17 protein-coding genes are annotated in these 18669 nt (G+C 51.5%); 3 read left to right on the forward strand and 14 right to left on the reverse strand.

Annotated features, from left to right (window positions below):
• Positions 1 to 155: 155 nt before the first annotated feature.
• From ABK821_RS06275 to topA, 3 genes are all read right to left on the reverse strand, one after another.
• Positions 156 to 323, reverse strand: a complete 168-nt coding sequence (locus tag ABK821_RS06275; protein ID WP_343178910.1) for a YmiA family putative membrane protein — start codon at positions 321 to 323, stop codon at positions 156 to 158.
• A 244-nt stretch (positions 324 to 567) separates the two neighbouring features.
• Positions 568 to 1542 carry an HTH-type transcriptional regulator CysB gene (gene cysB, locus ABK821_RS06280; protein ID WP_138362671.1) on the reverse strand — a complete coding sequence of 325 codons (975 nt, stop codon included), beginning with the start codon at positions 1540 to 1542 and terminating at the stop codon, positions 568 to 570.
• A 326-nt stretch (positions 1543 to 1868) separates the two neighbouring features.
• A complete protein-coding gene (gene topA, locus ABK821_RS06285; RefSeq protein WP_138362670.1) occupies positions 1869 to 4466 on the reverse strand; it encodes a type I DNA topoisomerase in 2598 nt (865 codons plus the stop codon).
• A gap of 409 nt (positions 4467 to 4875) precedes the next feature.
• Here topA and ABK821_RS06290 point away from each other — a divergent pair, with 409 nt between their 5' ends.
• Positions 4876 to 5127, forward strand: a complete 252-nt coding sequence (locus ABK821_RS06290) for a YciN family protein (protein ID WP_138362669.1) — start codon at positions 4876 to 4878, stop codon at positions 5125 to 5127.
• Positions 5128 to 5204: 77 nt separating this feature from the next.
• Here ABK821_RS06290 and sohB read toward each other — a convergent pair whose 3' ends face one another.
• Positions 5205 to 6251: a protease SohB gene (sohB, locus tag ABK821_RS06295; RefSeq protein ID WP_138362668.1), complete on the reverse strand. Its 1047-nt coding sequence runs from the start codon at positions 6249 to 6251 to the stop codon at positions 5205 to 5207.
• 255 nt (positions 6252 to 6506) lie between these two features.
• Between sohB and ABK821_RS06300 the strand changes: the two genes are divergently transcribed.
• Entirely contained in the window at positions 6507 to 7268 is a 762-nt protein-coding gene (locus ABK821_RS06300) for a YciK family oxidoreductase (RefSeq protein WP_142502064.1), read from the forward strand.
• The gene (gene cobO / locus ABK821_RS06305) at positions 7265 to 7855 is read left to right on the forward strand and encodes a cob(I)yrinic acid a,c-diamide adenosyltransferase (protein ID WP_138362666.1); all 591 of its coding nucleotides are present in this window, start codon (positions 7265 to 7267) and stop codon (positions 7853 to 7855) included. The genes ABK821_RS06300 and cobO overlap by 4 nt, the downstream gene beginning before the upstream one ends.
• 90 nt (positions 7856 to 7945) lie before the next feature.
• Here the strand turns inward: cobO and ABK821_RS06310 are convergent, their stop codons facing one another.
• From ABK821_RS06310 to ABK821_RS06355, 10 genes are all read right to left on the reverse strand, one after another.
• Positions 7946 to 8572 carry an aspartate/glutamate racemase family protein gene (locus ABK821_RS06310; RefSeq protein WP_138362665.1) on the reverse strand — a complete coding sequence of 209 codons (627 nt, stop codon included), beginning with the start codon at positions 8570 to 8572 and terminating at the stop codon, positions 7946 to 7948.
• Positions 8573 to 8584: 12 nt separating this feature from the next.
• Positions 8585 to 9277, reverse strand: a complete 693-nt coding sequence (pepE, locus tag ABK821_RS06315) for a dipeptidase PepE (RefSeq protein ID WP_142502422.1) — start codon at positions 9275 to 9277, stop codon at positions 8585 to 8587.
• Positions 9278 to 9296: 19 nt separating this feature from the next.
• Positions 9297 to 9986 (reverse strand): AroM family protein, encoded by a 690-nt coding sequence (locus tag ABK821_RS06320; protein ID WP_138362664.1) that lies wholly within the window; start codon positions 9984 to 9986, stop codon positions 9297 to 9299.
• Position 9987: 1 nt separating this feature from the next.
• Positions 9988 to 10926, reverse strand: a complete 939-nt coding sequence (locus tag ABK821_RS06325) for a DUF1177 domain-containing protein (RefSeq protein WP_138362663.1) — start codon at positions 10924 to 10926, stop codon at positions 9988 to 9990.
• A gap of 24 nt (positions 10927 to 10950) precedes the next feature.
• Positions 10951 to 12495 (reverse strand): OPT/YSL family transporter, encoded by a 1545-nt coding sequence (locus ABK821_RS06330; protein WP_241675662.1) that lies wholly within the window; start codon positions 12493 to 12495, stop codon positions 10951 to 10953.
• Positions 12496 to 12600: 105 nt separating this feature from the next.
• On the reverse strand, positions 12601 to 13365 hold the full coding sequence (locus ABK821_RS06335) for an IclR family transcriptional regulator C-terminal domain-containing protein (RefSeq protein WP_343178909.1): 765 nt from the start codon (positions 13363 to 13365) through the stop codon (positions 12601 to 12603).
• Positions 13366 to 14001: 636 nt separating this feature from the next.
• Entirely contained in the window at positions 14002 to 14883 is an 882-nt protein-coding gene (rluB, locus tag ABK821_RS06340) for a 23S rRNA pseudouridine(2605) synthase RluB (protein ID WP_138362661.1), read from the reverse strand.
• Positions 14884 to 15470: 587 nt separating this feature from the next.
• Positions 15471 to 17324, reverse strand: a complete 1854-nt coding sequence (locus ABK821_RS06345; RefSeq protein ID WP_343178908.1) for a hypothetical protein — start codon at positions 17322 to 17324, stop codon at positions 15471 to 15473.
• A gap of 4 nt (positions 17325 to 17328) precedes the next feature.
• Complete coding sequence (locus ABK821_RS06350; protein ID WP_343178907.1) at positions 17329 to 17517, reverse strand: hypothetical protein; 189 nt, start codon at positions 17515 to 17517, stop codon at positions 17329 to 17331.
• A 100-nt stretch (positions 17518 to 17617) separates the two neighbouring features.
• On the reverse strand, positions 17618 to 18571 hold the full coding sequence (locus tag ABK821_RS06355; protein WP_395033862.1) for a major capsid protein: 954 nt from the start codon (positions 18569 to 18571) through the stop codon (positions 17618 to 17620).
• Positions 18572 to 18669 lie beyond the last annotated feature (98 nt).

The following is an 18669-nucleotide window of genomic DNA, read 5'->3' on the forward strand; positions in this document are numbered from 1 at the left end:
TATTCTGGCGATCAGTTCAGGAGAGTAGATTGACGGAAAAACTCTTCAAAAGAAAAATCATATACGCCTTATTACCGCCGTATTATCAGATGGGAATAATTCGCAAATCTTTTTTGTCATAAAAATGACACAGATCTTTTAACAGGTAATGTGCTCTAGTTTAGAAACCAAATGTTGCAGACAACCAGAGCAATGATGCTCCAGAACATCGCAAGCCCAAGGATAACGGCGCTCCAGGCCTTACTTCTTAAAACCGGATCTATCTCGATCTTGTCACGCTCCTGTGACATCGCTAACTTCATATAATCGATATCACTAATCATTCTTCCACCACCAATTGCTAAAAATAACTTAGTACAGATAAATCTTAATTATAGATTTTGTATTAATCCAGTGAATTTACTTTTCGACAGATATCTTTCATCATTATTTTGATCGAAACAGGTATATTCGCAAATATGTTATGGGGAGTTAGCGAAACTGTGATTCAAACGAGGTTAAATTATTCGCTTCCAGGCCATTATTAAATTTGGCATCCCCTGGAGGATGCCATTATTTTTTACAGGGTTATTTTTCCGGTAACTTAATATCTTTGAACATGGCTTCAATATCTTCATTTGAGCGCAGGGCAACGGCCGTATCGACCACATCTCTGGTTAAATGCGGCGCAAATCGTTGAATAAAATCATACATATAGCTTCTTAAGAAGGTACTGCGACGAAACCCTATCTTTGTGGTGCTGTGGCTAAAAATGCCGTGGGCGTCAAGCTTAACCAAATCGGGATCAGACACAGGATCCACCGCCATGCTGGCTATCACCCCTACCCCGAGCCCTAGTCGGACGTAGGTTTTAATCACGTCGGCGTCCGTCGCGGTGAAAACAATGCGCGGCGTGAGTCCGGCACGGTTAAACGCCGTATCCAGTTCGGAGCGCCCGGTAAACCCAAAAGTGTAGGTCACCAGCGGATACTGGGCCAGCTCTTCTATTGAAACCGACCCCTGAGAGGCCAGCGGATGCTCTGGTGTGACAACGATCGATCGGTTCCAGTGATAGCACGGCAACATAACCAAATCATCATAGAGATGGAGCGCTTCAGTCGCGATGGCAAAGTCAGCATTGCCCTTTGAAACAGCTTCGGCGATTTGTGTCGGTGAGCCCTGATGCATGTGCAACGAGACGCGAGGATAGCGTTCAATAAAGCCTTTGATGACGCCCGGTAGCGCATAACGGGCTTGCGTATGCGTGGTTGCAACATACAGTGAACCTTTGTCAGGCCAGGTATGCTCGCCCGCCACCGACTTTATCGCCTCCACCTTCGACAAGACTTCACGCGCGATGCGTATGATCTCCTGCCCTGCTGGCGTGACCTGAGTCAAGTGTTTACCACTGCGAGCAAAAATCTGAACGCCCAGTTCATCTTCCAGCATGCGGACCTGTTTGCTGATGCCGGGCTGTGAGGTATACAAACCTTCAGCAGTAGAGGAAACATTCAGATTATGGTTAACAACCTCAACGATGTAGCGGAGTTGCTGTAGTTTCATGGCTGATATCCAAATAGCGCGTAAAATGAACCCGCTTAATACATTTTACGTTCAGGTCACTTCCTGGCCGGCGCACTTGTCTGGCCATCCCTGCGATTCGCCATATGGCGTCACAACGCATCCTGAAGACGGTGATGTATAAGACGATTTGATAATAAAGAAACGGTTAACTATAACCACTATATCATTTATATCTACAGTGTATAGATACCAACGAAAAATAATAAGCTGGTTATAAGAGGAGATAAAGCGCAACAAAATGCGCAAGCGCCATACCGCACGATTAAAAAGGGCCGCAATGCGGCCCTCACTACCAGTGATAAAGGTTATTTCTTCGCTTCAGTCCATTGCCCGTCAATATAGAAAGCGGACCAGCCGGTCGCTTTGCCGTCTTTCTCCGAAGCGACATATTGCTGCTTCGTCTTACGGCTAAAGCGCACCATCGTTTTATTACCCTGCGGATCTTTCTGCGGCGCATCGGCCAGATAACGCAGTTTCTCCGCCAGACGATCGCGGAAACGATACAGTTCTTCCACCAGCGGCGCACGGGTTTCGCGTGATTTAGGGAAAGTGCTGGCAGCCAGGAAGACGCCCGCCGCACCATCACGCAGAACGAAGTAGGCGTCTGATTTCTCGCAGGGAAGTTCCGGCAGTGGAACCGGATCTTCTTTCGGCGGGGCCACCTCGCCATTACGCAGGATTTTACGCGTGTTTTTACATTCATCGTTAGTACAGGCCATGTACTTACCAAAACGCCCCATCTTCAGGTGCATTTCGGAACCACATTTTTCACACTCAACGATCGGACCATCATAGCCCTTGATGCGGAATTCGCCCTCTTCAATCTCGTAACCATCACAGGTCGGGTTATTGCCGCAGACATGCAGCTTACGCTTCGGATCGATAAGGTAACTGTCCATCGCAGTGCCGCACTTTTTACAGCGACGTTTGGCGCGTAACGCATTGGTTTCCGCGTCATCGCCTTCCAGCACGTTAAGGACTTCGTTTTCCGGTACCAGATTAATGGTGGTTTTACAGCGCTCTTTCGGCGACAACGCATACCCTGAACAGCCGAGGAACACCCCGGTGCTGGCGGTGCGAATCCCCATCTTGCGCCCGCAGGTTGGACAATCGATGCTGGTCAGTACCATCGGGTTTGGCTGCATGCCCCCCACTTCCGGATCTTTCTCCGCGGTTTCCAGTTGCGCAGTGAAGTCGCCAAAGAAGTGGTCGAGCACCTGTTTCCATTCAGCCTGATGATTGGCCACCTGGTCGAGTCGGTCTTCCATTTGTGCGGTAAAATCGTAGTTCATCAAATCGCGGAAGTTTTCTTCCAGACGATCGGTGACAATTTCTCCCATTTTTTCCGCATAGAAACGACGGTTTTCCACTCGTACATAACCGCGGTCCTGGATAGTCGAAATAATCGAGGCATAGGTGGACGGACGACCAATCCCACGTTTTTCCAGCTCTTTCACCAGCGACGCTTCACTAAAACGCGCGGGCGGCTTAGTAAAGTGCTGCGCGGGCGTCAGCTCAACCAGACTGAGGCGGTCACCTTTGTTTACCACAGGTAAGGTACGATCTTCATCGCCTTTACGCAGAGCTGGCATTACTTTCGTCCAGCCGTCAAAGCGCAGCGTACGACCGCGCGCTTTCAGTTTGAAATCCCCGGCTTTTACCGTCAGCGTGGTGGAGTCATACTGCGCAGGCGTCATCTGACAAGCGACGAACTGACGCCAGATCAACTGATACAGTTTCTGCGCGTCAGATTCCATATCTTTCAGCGTTTCGGCCAGCACATTGACATCGGAAGGACGGATCGCCTCGTGCGCCTCCTGCGAGTTTTCTTTGCTGGCGTACTGGTTAGCGCTCGCCGGAAGATATTTTTTACCGAATTTATCATCGATATAGTCGCGCACCATATTCAGCGCGTCCTGGCTGAGGTTCGTCGAATCGGTACGCATATAGGTAATATAGCCCGCTTCGTAGAGACGCTGCGCCATCATCATGGTTTTCTTCACGCCGAATCCCAGACGCGTGCTGGCGGCCTGCTGCAGCGTCGAGGTGATAAAGGGCGCGCCAGGCTTGCTGCTGGTCGGCTTATCTTCACGCTCCAGCACGCTGTAGCTGGCGTTTTCAAGCAGCGCGACCGCCGCCATAGTTTCATCACGGCTAACCGGGCGGAACGGTTTATCACCGTTATGCGTCACCTGCAGTTGTAATGCCTCGCCGCCCGGCGTCGTGGTACTGGCGTCAACCTCCCAGAACTCTTCCGGAACGAATGCTTTAATTTCGCGCTCGCGTTCCACCACCAGACGTACGGCAACGGACTGGACGCGGCCGGCAGACAAACCACGGGCAATTTTTTTCCACAGCAGTGGAGAAACCATATAGCCCACCACGCGATCCATAAAACGACGCGCCTGCTGAGCATTAACCCGGTCGATATTCAGTTCACCAGGCTTTTCGAAGGCCTGACGAATGGCATTTTTGGTGATCTCGTTGAACACCACGCGGCTATAGCGCTGTTCATCACCACCGATAACTTCCCGCAGGTGCCATGCAATCGCTTCCCCTTCGCGGTCAAGGTCGGTTGCGAGGTAGATGTGGTCAGCTTTTTCCGCCAACTGTTTGAGTTCTGAAACGACCTTTTCTTTACCCGGAAGTATTTCATAGTGCGCATTCCAGTCATGCCACGGGTCCACGCCCATACGATTAACCAGAGCGCCACGTTCATCCTTCTTAGGCTTTTTAGCCCCTTTGGTGGAGGTAGAGTCGGCGCTCTTTTTGGAAGCTGAGCCACTGGTCGGCAAATCGCGGATATGACCGACGCTGGATTTAACCACGTAGTCACTACCCAGATACTTATTGATCGTTTTGGCTTTTGCCGGGGACTCAACGATAACGAGAGCTTTACCCATATTCACCTTTACCTAATTTGATTCATCCAGAATACATCGCACATTGATTCACCATCCACGGGAAACACGTCACAACAAATGTTGCGTCGTTATCGATGGATATCAACCCTTTGCACCGGTTTCACATCCATAAAACCAGTTAGCTGAGTTAGCTGGCTTTTTCTGGCCTGGCGACATAGCACGAATAATTTTTGGCCGAATGTCAAGCAAATCTGTTACCAGATCGCTGAAAGCGTCACACTGTACCTGATAAAATTCGTTACGCAACTTTATTAGCATGCAAAAGCAAATCCCGCCACTAAACTGATGTTTATTAAGCGCCTGCGAATACCCTTGTAAGCACAGTGGAATATTTGCCCCGCGCCGCCGCGCGGCGTAGACTAACCGGTAAGAATCACAGGAGGTATTTATGCAAGGTACAACCCAACCAATCGATCGCCAGACGCTGCTGGAAAAAGCCAACACGCTTATTCGCGAACATGAAGATACGTTAGCCGGGATCGAGGCCACCGATGTCGTTCAGCGTAACGGCGTACTGGTATTCAGCGGCGAGTTCTATCTTGATGAACAGGGGCTGCCCACGGCGAAAAGTACGGCGGTATTTAATATGTTCAAATACCTTGCGCACCAGTTGTCCGATAAGTATCACCTGGCGGATTAAAAATGGCTTACCGGCCAGATATGGCAACGCGAGGTTTTAGCCTCGCGTCTTCTTTGTTTTTGTTTACATGAGCGGGGTTACATCAGCGGCTTTTGCCCACGCTGCCACCAGCGCAGCAGTAGCTTGTCGGCGCTTTCCGCCGCGCTGCCGGTAAAACGATCGAGCATTTTCTTACGCTGTTGGTAGCGCACGCTGATAACCTCATGTTTTTCCATCAGCCCCAGCAGCAGTTCATCACTGGTTTCCACCGCGTCCACAAGGCCCTTTTCAAGCGCCTGAACGCCGTACCAGTGTTCGCCAGTGGCCACCTGTTCAATATCCAGCGTTGGCCGCATTTGATGAACAAAGTCTTTAAATAACCGATGGGTATCATTCAGATCTTCACGGAATTTCTGCCGCCCTTCTTCCGTATTTTCACCCAGCATCGTCAGGGTGCGCTTGTATTGACCGGCGGTATGCAGCTCAATATCAATATCTTTGTTCTTCAGGAAGCGATTAATGTTCGGGATCTGCGCCACAACACCAATCGAGCCAAGAATCGCAAACGGCGCGGCGACAATTCGGTTCGCCACGCAGGCCATCATATAACCTCCGCTGGCCGCCACCTTATCTACCGCTACCGTCAACGGGATCTGTTTGTCACGCAAGCGTTGCAGTTGCGAAGCGGCAAGGCCATAACCGTGGACCACGCCGCCGGGACTTTCGAGGCGAATCACGACCTGGTCACGCGCTTTTACCGCCGCCAGAACAGCGGTGATCTCTTCCCGCAGGCTGCTGACTTCATGGGCATCCATGCTGCCTTTAAAATCCAGCACCCAAACCCGCGATTTCGCGTCTGGCTCCGCGGTACCCAGCTTTGCCCGGGCCTTTGCGGCCTTTGCTTCCTGCTTGTGCTTTTTCTTTTGCACTTTATGCCACCGCTTCTGCTGCGGGCCATCAAGCAACGAAACCGCCAGATCTTCCTTCATATCCTTATACTGCTCGCTAAGATTGGTCACCCGGAGCTCCCCGCGCTGCTTCTTGCGCTGAGTCAGGTTAACAATAATGGCGACGATAACCGCAATTGCGACGACAATCGTCGCGATTTTTGCCAAAAACAGGCCGTATTGAGCAAGTAACTCCACGTTTTCACCTTGTGTAAACCACTGACGTTGACGCACAGTGTACATCAGCCGTCCGCGATAAGTCTTTGTGCTTTGTGTTACGCGTGAGGCGCAATCCTGTTTTTTCAGCGACGATAAAATCGTTGCAAGATATTAATTCTCTGACGTGTTTCCGTTTCGCCGATTGCAATAGCGAGCGCTTTAGGGCATAAAGCGCAAAAGTGAGAGACCTAATAGCAAGCGCGATCGTCAGCCGATCGCTTGAGAGGAGTCGCCGTGCATTATCAACCGCAACGTCACCTGTTACAGGACCGCATCATCCTTGTTACCGGCGCCAGCGACGGCATTGGCCGTGAAGCCGCGCTGACCTATTCCCGCTATAGCGCCAGCGTCATCCTGGTCGGTCGTAATGAAGAGAAGTTGCGCGGCGTCGCCCACGAGATTCAGCAGGCGGGCGGGATCCCTGCCCAGTGGTTTGTTCTGGACCTGTTAACCTGCACGCCACAGGCGTGCCAGCAACTGGCGCAGAAGATAGCCATCCACTACCCGCGCCTTGACGGCGTGCTGCACAACGCCGGTATGCTCGGCGATGTTTGCCCCATGGACCAACAAAAACCCGAAGTATGGCAAGAAGTTATGCAGGTGAACGTTAACGCCACCTTTATGCTCACTCAGGCGCTGCTTCCTTTATTACTTAAATCTGAATCAGGTTCGCTGGTTTTTACCTCTTCCAGCGTTGGCCGCCAGGGACGAGCCAACTGGGGGGCCTACGCAGCATCTAAATTTGCCACCGAAGGCATGATGCAGGTGCTGGCCGAAGAGTACCAAAGCCGCCATCTGCGGGTTAACTGTATTAATCCTGGCGGTACCCGTACTAAAATGCGTGCCAATGCTTTCCCAACGGAAGATCCGCAAAAATTGAAAACGCCCGCCGATATCATGCCTGTTTATCTGTGGCTGATGGGCGACGACAGCCGTCGCAAGACGGGAATGACTTTTGATGCCCAGCCGGGGCGCAAACCAGGAATCGCACGATGAGTGATGAACGCTACCGCGAACGCCAGCAGCGGTTAAAAGATAAGGTTGACGCCCGCGTGGCGGCGGCCCAGGAAGAGCGCGGCATTATCATTGTCTTTACCGGCAACGGTAAAGGCAAAACCACCGCGGCGTTTGGCACAGTGACCCGCGCCGTCGGGCACGGTAAAAAGGCCGGCGTCGTGCAGTTTATTAAAGGCATCTGGCCGAACGGCGAACGCAATTTGCTCGAACCGCACGGCGTCGAATTCCAGGTAATGGCCACCGGGTTTACCTGGAATACCCAGGATCGCGCAAGCGACACCGCAGCCTGCCTCGCCGTCTGGGAGCATGGTCGCAGAATGCTGGCCGATGAAAGTCTGGATCTCGTTTTGCTCGACGAACTGACCTACATGGTCGCGTATGACTATCTCCCGCTGGACGAGGTGATGACCGCATTGCGCAATCGCCCGGCGCATCAAACGGTAATTATTACCGGTCGCGGTTGCCATCGTGAGATTATCGAACTGGCGGACACCGTCAGCGAGTTACGCCCGGTTAAGCATGCTTTTGACGCCGGAATTAAGGCGCAGATAGGGATCGACTACTAAGTGCACCTTCCGAAGTGTCGATCGCCTGAAGAAGATCTTCATATATCTGTCTGACGTGATGGAAGTCGCCCTATCCCTGGCCTGCATCCATTATGCCAGTTGGCTGACAAATAACCCGGATGCGCTGACCGCATCGATAGCAATTTTACCCAGTTTGCTACGAATCGCGTCAGCCAGCCCGATGGTTGAAAACCCCGTGCAGGAAAACGCGATGACCTCCGCGCCCTCCTTGTACAACATATCGGCGCAGGCCAGCGCACTGGCACGCCCCTCAGGCGTCAGCAAGTCCGTCGTATTGGTCACGCCTTCTGGCCTGGCATAGCGCACCTTTTCCCCCAGCAGGGCACGAAATGGCGCAGGTGCCCCAACACCAATTCCCATCACCGCCACCGGACGCTTCAGCATCGCCGCAATGCTGGCGGAGGCGCTGCCAGCACTTATAACAGGGACACTCACCGCGGCACGCAACTGTGCGAGACCCGGATCGGCCGCACAGCTCAAAAACAGCGCGGTACAGCCTTGCGCCTGTAATGTCTGGCCTGACGCAACAATTTTCGGTATCGCCAGCGCTTCGCTATCGGCATCGAAAATACCGCGTCGTTGATCCGCAATACAGCGACTGATACTCGCAATACCGTACTCTTGCTGAATCAGGCGACCATGTTCCTCAACAAAATGCCGATCGTCATGGGTCAGTACCCGAATAATGCCTAACATCAGCAACCTCCGTCAGTAAAAGCGATGACCGGGAACCAGTACAACTGCTGGCTCATTGGCTTTAAACAGCAACGCCGGGTTGCTGCCCCCCAGTTGCGCACTGCCGTTCTGCACGGAGATCCAGTTTCCTTCCGGCAGGCCAATCACTTCCAGGTGTGGATCAACCACCAACAGCTCGCGTATGCGCTGCTCGCGGGTTTCCCCCTGGTGACCAGCGGGCAGTGCGTTGGTAAAGTGCGGATTGATTTGCAGTGGCACCAGATTGAGCGCATCGAAGCCGCCCGGATCGGTGATTGGCATATCGTTGGTGGTGCGAATCGTCGGGCAGGCCAGATTCGCACCGGCGCTCCAGCCTACGTACAACGCCCCCGTATTGACGGCCTGACGTACAGGATCGATCAGCCCGTATTCACGGCATTTTTTCAGTAGATTAAAGGTATTTCCCCCGCCCACCATCACGATATCCGCCGCAGCAAGGGCCGCCTTCGGATCGTCCACGGTATGAATCCCGGTGATCTCCAGAGACAGCTCCGCCAGCGCCAGTCGCACTTTATCGGTATAAGCATCCCAGCTCTGAGTGACCCCCGCGAAGGGGATAAACACCACCTTACGACGCCCGCCCAGTTGCGCTTTCAGCACAGGAAGTGCGTATTCCAGATAGCCCGTTCCCGGCAGCACCGAATTACTCAACAGCACTAAATTCATGATTTGGGATGCATTCATTTCATTCTCCATACAGTAGGTTACTCAGCAGATCGGCCAGCAGTTTATTCGACAACACCACCGGCAGCGCCACGTGACGGGCGCAAATCTCCTGATGCCACTCGGTGAACCCCATGCAATCAGTGAGGATCACCTCCGCGCCCTGCGCTTCCAGCGAACGGGCGGCGGTGGACAATTCCTCTTCGCTAGCGGTATAAGGTGAGGCAACGGCAAAAACCGGGGGCCGTTGCGCACCCCGCCACTTTTCCCGTTCACTGGCGACTTGAGACGCCAGCGGCACCAGAATACCGGCACGGCGCTCGCCCACCAGCGCATTGAGCGTCGGAGGCAGAATCTGGTCTGGTTCCATCAGCCATGCTTTTTTGCTGTGCAGCCCGTGAAATTCGCCGGTACAGAGGAGAGCGATAAGTTCGCAGCCTTGCGCCTCCAGATCGTCAATCTTCTGCTGCAGCGCTTCACCCACTGCCGGTTTCCCCATTACCACTGCACGACCGTCCAGCAGGCGTGAGGTAAGCAACGCATCACCCGGTTGCGGTGCGAAGCGCGCAGCAATCGCTGCGTCGTCCAGCCCGTCAAGCACCCCGGCATGCAGGCACGCCACATGAGCAGGCAGTGCGGCGTCGAGGATCGGCGTGATATCCCTACGCGGCGCCTGACCGATGGTCAGCGTACCGATTTTGCGTATTGCCATGTCACACTCCCGGCTGACGTTTTTGCAGGTGCGCCAGTGAACCGTACAGATCCAGCAGGCGCTGATACTCCGCTTTATCAAAGAAGTGGCAGGTGCCGCGGGTAAACTCTTTCGCCACTTCTACTGCATATTTGCAGACCAGTGCGATATCCGTTTCATGGCTTGCGCCAGTACCGCAGCCCGGCACGGTGCTGACGGCCGTGATCGCGACGCCAACCACCGGTGCAGTGGTGGCAATGGATGGCTGTAAAATACTGTTGATGTGGTATACACCGTTACCGTACGGCGTAATATCCTGAGTGGTGATCGGGAACGTGACCGGTAACTGCCCGGTGGTCATCTCCATCACCCGCAATAGATCGTCTGAGACGCGCAAAACATAGCCCGATTTCACCGTCGGAGAAATGGCGAAGCCTTTGTGATTGATGACGCGGTTGCCTTTAGTAGTATCGATAGAGAGCACCGCATCCATCTCGTCGGAAACTTCCTGTTCGTTCATATCTTCGGTTTCCACCGGAGAATCCATAAAATCGACCGGTTCGTGTGGACGTGTCGGCGCATCAGGGCAGATATGGGTGCTCACAATCACATCGCCTGGCAGGCTATCGCCCTGACGCTGCATCTCAGCCAACTTGAGCGCACTGGCAATCGCCGCCACCGCGCCATCAGCATCCGAAACCAGGCCGATACGGCCCGGACGTGCGCCAATACCGCCGAGACGCCCTACGATTCCCAGTGTCGGCGCACTGCCGCCGCTACGTTTCCCCTCGGTGCCCGGGATAACGATGTTTACGAAATCAGTACTGCCTTTCGGACCGCTGACCGCTTTCACGCTGACGTCGATGCCAGGGTATTCCGCCAGCAGTTTCTTCACCTTTTCGCCGCTGGCATACGCGCTGTCGAGTAATTCAAAAACCTGAATGGTCTGTTTTAAGCTCATACTATTTTCCTTTGTATTACGTGATTACTTTTTGCCGCCCGGCAGGACTGAGTTAAAGAAACTGAACAGTGCATCACCGGCGATAAGCCCCGCCGCCAGCACCTCGATTTTTTGACGAACCGGTTCGCCGCCTACCCGCAGTACAATAGCGCGAATGGAGATACCGATGATCACCGCCCAACCCGCCAGCGGATTATTGATTAACAGCCCGGTCGCCAGCAGGACGCCCATCTGGCGACCGGGTCCGCCAATCAACTGAATGATCGCGCCAGGGATGGCCCAGATCAGCATTGATTTGGCGATATCCAGCGATACGCCCGCCTTAATGGCTGCGACGTACACTTTCGCTACCGGCGGCACCAGCCCCTGAGAGAAGTAGTCGCGGAAGATAAACAGCACGACCGGCATCGCCACCACAAAGGCCAGAATCGCGGCAATCAACTGCTGGCGACGGCCTTCCAGTTCAAAGCGGGTGTGCTGACCTTTACCGCGCAGGATCCAGCCTGCCTTCAGGTCGTATCCCATGTCGGCAAACGCCGGCCCGGTTGCAGCGGAGAAGCCGCACAGCATCGCCAGCGCTTCCGGTGGAAAACCAATCAAAATGCCGATAATCAGCGTGATTAGCGCCACGGCGAAAGCCGGGAACCAGCCGGAGTGCATGGCAGCAAGACCCACAATCATTTCATGCAGGAAGGCAGCAAATGCGGCGTAAAGCATAAAAGCGATCAGCCACGGCAGCGTGAGGTGCGCGTACAGGCCGCTACCCAGCGCAATAAGCACCGAAATGGCGATAAATCCGAAAGCGCCCAGGCGGATGGTTTTACCGATCTGCTCGTTCTGCGCATGATCCAGCAGGTCGCTACTGCTCTTGCTCTGCGCTTTACTGGTATTACTCTGACGGATCAATTTGACAATCTGGAACAGCGCCACCAGACCCGCCCCTACCATCACCCCATGAGGGATATAGAGTTTGTTGATATCAATCCCAAACAGCGGATCGGAATAGCCACGTAGCAGAAAGCCCAGGCCCAGCATACCCAACGCCCAGATATTGCCGATAAACGCGGTGCCAAGCGCCGCCATCGGGAATTTAAACCACGAGCCAATGGCGCCAATCACGATACCAGTACTCAACAACACAGCCTGCTTGCCGCCTCGATCGCCCGCTTTGATGGATTCTGCAGCAGCAATCCCCGGCGGCCATGCCCCTTCAGCCGGAAAGATACGCGTGTTGAACAAGCGGTACAGCAGCCAGGCATCCAGTAGCATCGCCAGCGCCACGCCGAAGAACATCGGCATCACCATCTCTTCATGACCAAATAGCCAGGGAATGGAAATAGGCAGCAGCAGCGAGTTTGCCGCGCCAAAGGTCGCGGCGGAGGTGGCGCTCTGCGCAAGGTTCTGAATATGGATAGAGCGAAAACGGGCAAAACACTGAAGCGGGATGCGGGCAATAATCATTGCCACCATCGCGCCAATAATCGAGGTGTTGGGTGTCACCCCAAGTGTGGTGAGCAACTGCACGCCGATTACCGCGCCAAAGATGCTGAGCAACAGCAGTAGCAGCAGGGTCGACGGCGCTAAAGCGCGGGGATGCGACTCGCTCTTATCTGCAGGTGTTTTTAAATGGTCGATCTGACTCACGGTGTTCTCCTGGCATTGGCAAAAGAAAAATCAAAGTGAATGGGCGACCAGCGTATCGCCCGTTTTTCTGGCAATGGTTATGGCCGTTTCTTTCAGTAACGTTGCGATGCGTTGCAACTCTTCAGGGCTGGCAAGATGCTGAGGAAACGACAGGCAGAACGCCACGGCTTCGTGTGTGGCCGGGTCGCCTACCGCGCAGCTGACAGAGGCTGTATCGGCAACGGATTCGTTGACCGCTGTTGCATACCCGGCATCACGGGCGCGGGCGACAGCAGCCACCAGCAGACTAAGATCCTGGTTTGATCCGCTGAGTTGCGACACCACCTGTGGGCTGGCAAAAAAGTCATGCAGTTGGATATCGGAGAAGCGCGACAGCAACGCGCGTCCGGTCGATGTCCCCCAGGCAGGCGAGCGGGAACCCGGCCAGGTTACGACAGGCAGCGCCTGACGACCGTGGATCACCCGTAGCACCAGAATTTCTTGATTATCGAGCATTGAGATATAGCCGGTGTAGCCAGTACGTTCACACAGACTGCGCAGGGCGATATCGACATGATCGCTCAGGGACATTTGACGACTGACCAGATGCGAGGCTGACATAATCAGCGGCCCCGGCAGAAATGTTCCCTGCACAGGGTCCTTTTCCAGATATCCATAAGACTCAAGCTGACTCATCACCCGCGAAGCGGTACTTTTTGGCATCTTCAGATGCGTAATCACATCGCTGATCCGGATCCCGCTTTGCAGATCCACCATCAGTTTCAGGATGTTGGCCGTGGTTTCTAAAATCGACATCAGCAAGTCCCATAAAATGGTACAATGGTTTCATTAAACGGATTCATTAAATGGTTTAGCAAAATCAATGCCAATCTGTAATCAATTGAATTATCGTAAAATGAAGGGGGAGGATAAAAATAAGGCTTCATTATATTGCTCTATTTTGGTGCAAACTACGCTGAGACTTCACAAATTGCACAAAATTAATGCAGCCTGATAACGCGATTCTCCTCATGTCGCGTATTAGAGAGTCGCCTTTATACTGGCCGCGCCATTTGAAGATCCGGTTGCATTGATACCCTGCGTCTGAGCAACATGAGACACATGTCATGCCCGGTCTCCGTCGTCTGCTGAATAATGGCAATTCTTTCGTGTGGCGTACGCCGTCGACGTCGCTCAGGGCCTGATTATGTTAAGAGAGGTGAAGTGTCTGGTGATCTATGGGGCCAGTCCAGGAGGGTTTGAGCCTCACGCAAGAAAAGAGAAAGTGAACATATCGCGCTAACAAAAAAGCGGGGCGGGAGACGGCGCAATCCTTCATTTATCATGAGGCACATTCACCAGCGGACTGCGCGTTGCCCATTGAGAGTGACATACTCAAACAGGCGTTTATATTACAGGATGCGTTCCGGCGAACCGCCGGAACTGAAATAATTAACCGTTACTGCTATTACGACTGCTGGATCGACGAGTATTATTGCTTACTTTACTGTGACGCTTAACTGCGCGGCGGATCTGGTTCGCTTTCATACGGCGACGATCTTTTTCGACAGCCACTTTTGAGGCGGTTTCCGGCGTTAACGCCACCAGTTCACGCAGATAGTTCGTTTGCGCCAGATCCAGCTCGGTATACCCCCCGCGCGGCAGGCCTTTTGGCAACGGAATATCGCCATAGCGCACGCGGATCAGGCGGCTCACCTGCACGCCAACGGCTTCCCACAGGCGGCGAACTTCACGGTTACGGCCTTCGGTCAGCGTCACGTTGTACCACTGGTTAATCCCTTCACCGCCGGTGAATTTAATGGTTTTAAACGCCGCCGGTCCGTCTTCCAGCTGCACGCCGCGGGACAACTGACGAAGTTTGTCCTCATCAATCTGACCAAAGACGCGCACCGCATATTCACGTTCAACTTCGCGGCTCGGATGCATCAGGCGGTTCGCCAGTTCACCGTCCGTCGTGAACAACAGCAGGCCGCAGGTATTGACGTCGAGACGACCAACGGCAATCCAGCGCGCACCGCGCAGCTTTGGCAAACGATCGAACACCGTCGGGCGCCCTTCCGGGTCATTACGGGTACAGAGTTCACCTTCAGGCTTGTAATAAGCCAGCACACGACAAATCTGTTCCGCAGACTCCTTCACCGAAACCAGGTGACCGTCAATGCGAATTTTTAAACCGGGAACAATTTCAACGCGATCGCCGAGGGTGGCGATTTTGCCATCGACGCTGACGCGGCCAGCGTCGATTTTGGCTTCAATTTCACGGCGGGAGCCGTGGCCGGCCCGGGCCAGCACTTTTTGTAGTTTCTCGCTCATTGAGCTTCCTTAAGGTGTCGCCTTCCCAGGCGTCGGGATATCATGTATAAATCTATATAAATCAATGTGTTAGCACATTTCATTGAAAGCTATTATACGCACTTTTCACCAGTTTGTAACCCAGTTTGTTGTGCAGTACGTTGGTAATAAATAGTTTAGCTCTAACGCGAGTTTTGGGCATGAAAAAGGGGAATGGAGACTCTCAAAAAATGTGGCGTCACTAGTGGAGCTATCAACTTATGTCGAAATAGTGAGCTACAAAATGCAGAAAAAATGAAGATTGCCACTGACAATGCAGGATTTAGGAAAACGCTGAATAGAAATTCATAACAGAATGATAATCTGCTCGCTCCAGTTCAGGAGTTGACGATGAAAAAAATAATACTTTTCGTTCTTGTATTAGCAAGTGTCTCCAGTTTATCTGGGTGTATCATGCCTTGGTGGGGACCCGGCGGTGGCGGCGGAGGTCCAATGCAAGGACCTGGTGGTGGCGGTGGATTTGGTGGTGGTGGAGGTCATGGCCCAGGCTGAATCTAAACCACAGGCATAAAAAAGCCGGGCGGTTTTACCCGTCCGGTTTATAAGCTTTAGTTACCACTAGCAGAAGTTGCCCCCTGTATATCAATAACGAGTTGATTAGTTTGTTGTTGTAGTTTACTCGTCACTTCCAGGTCGATAAACTGCCCCATTCTGCTGTAATCAGGTTTAACATCAATTACGTTCATCACCTGTGCAGGGAGAACGGTGATATTAGGCGCAGAATAGGATGCAGGCTGGTAGCTTTGAGGGATGGCACTGTTCCCCGTAATAAGAGGAACGTTAGGAGAATACCCACCATCTCCTTTAAACCCTCTTCCTACATTTCTAGGGTCAAATCCGAATACATCACTTACCCATGAAGCAGCACTATCAGCAGAGCCGGACACCATGCCATTTACACTATCAATCACACTGGCATCGCCAGATTTAAAGACTGAGGGAAATTCTTTCTGTAACCATCCCATAAATTTGGAATAGCCATCTGTAATTTGGGTAGCAAACATGGTGATATTCTTAATCAGGTTGCCTGTTTCACTCCCTAACTCTTTAAAAGCAGGTCCTAATTTCTGAATAGAGTTAACAAAATCATCGCTGTTACCGAATGCCTGAGTAAATCCAACCATCATTTGACGAAGGTTCGAATCCATAGCAGCCCCACCTAAACTCATAGTGCGTGCTAATTCCTTCGCTGCATCCTGCTGCTCTATAGTCAGCAATCCCCCTGTTTTCTTTAACTCTTCAAAATTATTAGAAAGTTCTGCGCTGTTATTAGCCCAGAGTTTAGTATAATACATGGCATCATCATATAATGACTCAATTTTATTACTCATCTGCTCAGGAGTGAGGCCTTTTTTCTGATACCCGTTAACAATACGATTCATAAAATCAGCGGGAGATGTGGAATATTGTTTGATTTCTTCTTTACTCATTCCAAGGTCAGTCATTATGGTATCAATTGCAGAGTTGCCGCCCTTCCATTTTCCAGACTTTTTATCAAATGTGCTGTCTTGTCCAGATTGGTTAAGCTTTTCAGTCAAATCTTTCATACCATCTACCAATTTTTGACGTCCTGTCACACCATCAGACCCACTATCAATCCCGTTCTTCTGTGCATACCTCTGCATGGCGAGGATGGTATTCGGGTCTACGTTAACACTTTTAGCGGATGCTGATAGCTCATTAACATCTCTTGCCTGTTCTGTAACAGCACTTCTGATACGTTCCCCCAGGTATCCGGCAGCTAATACACCACCACCTGCCATCCCAGCACTAGCCAGAGCGCCTGTGCCAGCCCCTAGGAAGCCCCCAGACATAAACCCTTTCCCTACACCTGCTAACTTCCCTCCAGTGCTTATAGAGGCTGTCTGAGTGGCTTGTGTGACACTACGCCTTGCGGCCGCAGCACGCCTAACTAGGGCTATCTCTTCCTTGATCAATTGATTCATACGAGCCTGACTAATTACCCCCTGCTCATATTGTTGTGTAATGTTATGGACAGTCTTAACAGCCTTATATTGCTCATCTACAGTGCGGCCTGTAATACCATTAAGGGCTAATGCTGCACTACGCCTCTTAATATCTGCTGTATCAGCCATTTTAAGAGCTTGTGCTTGTGCTCTTGCAGCGCCATTTGCATTCCCTTTTCCTGATACTCCAGGAGTTTTAACAGGAGATGTCCCGGCAACGCCATTAATAATCTTTTGTTGAGCCTGTGCAGCCGCTACAGCTTGCTTAACTTGTTTTTTTAAATTCTTCTGATCAAGACCAATCTTTAATACAGGCTTTTGATTCTCAATAAAATCTTTAATACTTTTCACTGAGTCTTTAGCTTTTTTAAGAGTGTCTTTTGAAACGCTAAACTCGACAACGTTGACTATTTTAGAGACCTTAATTTCCATCATAAGCTTATTCCTCTTTACTATCTGCTAACAATACACACAGAGTTTGTTCAATGCTCCAGCCATATCTAAATCTCATTGTGTTGAATGTGTTCACGTTTAAATTAAACTGTCTACATAGTTCACTAACATTAATTAATTTCTCAGCATCACTTCCTTTTAAATTAATGCCAGCACTTTTCATTATAAATTTCATACTCTCATCCCCTTAAAACAAGAAAAGCCCATAGGAGCGGGGCCGATTTGCTTTCGGTTGTCTCCCTCACCCCTATAGGCTTATATTTATATAGCTTCTATTAAGACTGAGTAATCAGAGTAGAGAAGCCAAATCCGTGGTTAACTGGAAGTGTGCTGTGTTCAGTCACAATATCCAGAGCGTCTCCACGTTCACGCAGCATTTGCCAGGTGTAATACTCACTTGCACTCTGATTCATCAGGTCAAAACGTGTAGAAGCAGGGCCATACACATTCTGATAAACGTTAGCACCTTCACTAAATACAGGAATTGCAATTGCTGAATTATCAGGAATAAACTGTGAAAGCAGTGGGTCACTCACTTTAACGATATCAATATTAGTCCCTGGAATAGAGAAGAATGATACGTTAGGGAGCAGTTCACGACGCTGGAATACGACGTTTGCCGGGTCTTGTGGCAATACATACTGGAATGCAGTAGCAAACTGTGCAGAATAACGCAGAGCATTATAGAATGCAGGAGTTGCAAACACTACAACACGTTCAATCTTACTCATCAGGCCATCAGCTTTCTCGTTAGTTGCATCAATAATTTCATCAAACAATTCAAACGGATTCACAGTGGTAGAAGTGAGGTCAATCACTTTAGTCATTCGAGTTGCATCGAAAGTCGTGCTCCAGTCAATCAGCTGGTCGTCAGTGTAAGGAGTAGTTACAGTGCCAGCAAACAGAGCCTGTGCAAATGCTTTCTCACGTGTGCGGTAATATGCAATAGCGTGACGGCTTACATAATCACTCGATACATCCAGCAGGGTTTGTTCTAATTCAGTGCCAAATTTACGTTTACCCTGAATATCGCTAACTTTCACCATATCTTCACGATGGAAGAACGGGATCTCGATCAGGCGGTCAGTCCCAAACTCACGGTTGGTGACATCATGCTCAGAGCTATAACGGCTCTTAGGAGTGTTAAGCAGAGATTCGTTAGTGGTGACGATATCTGAGATTACAATCTTAGGAGTATCGCTAAATAACTGCTCGGAATAGTAGATCACTCAGGGGGAACTCAGTCCGGTTTATGCGATCTGATCAATCGCTGAATATCCCAAATCACCAACCGGACTGAGCGATGCCGATCATAGCACCAATACCC

Origin of the sequence: Klebsiella sp. KE9456 (assembly GCF_043832615.1) — a bacterium.
GTDB classification, from domain to species: Bacteria; Pseudomonadota; Gammaproteobacteria; order Enterobacterales; family Enterobacteriaceae; genus Klebsiella; species Klebsiella indica.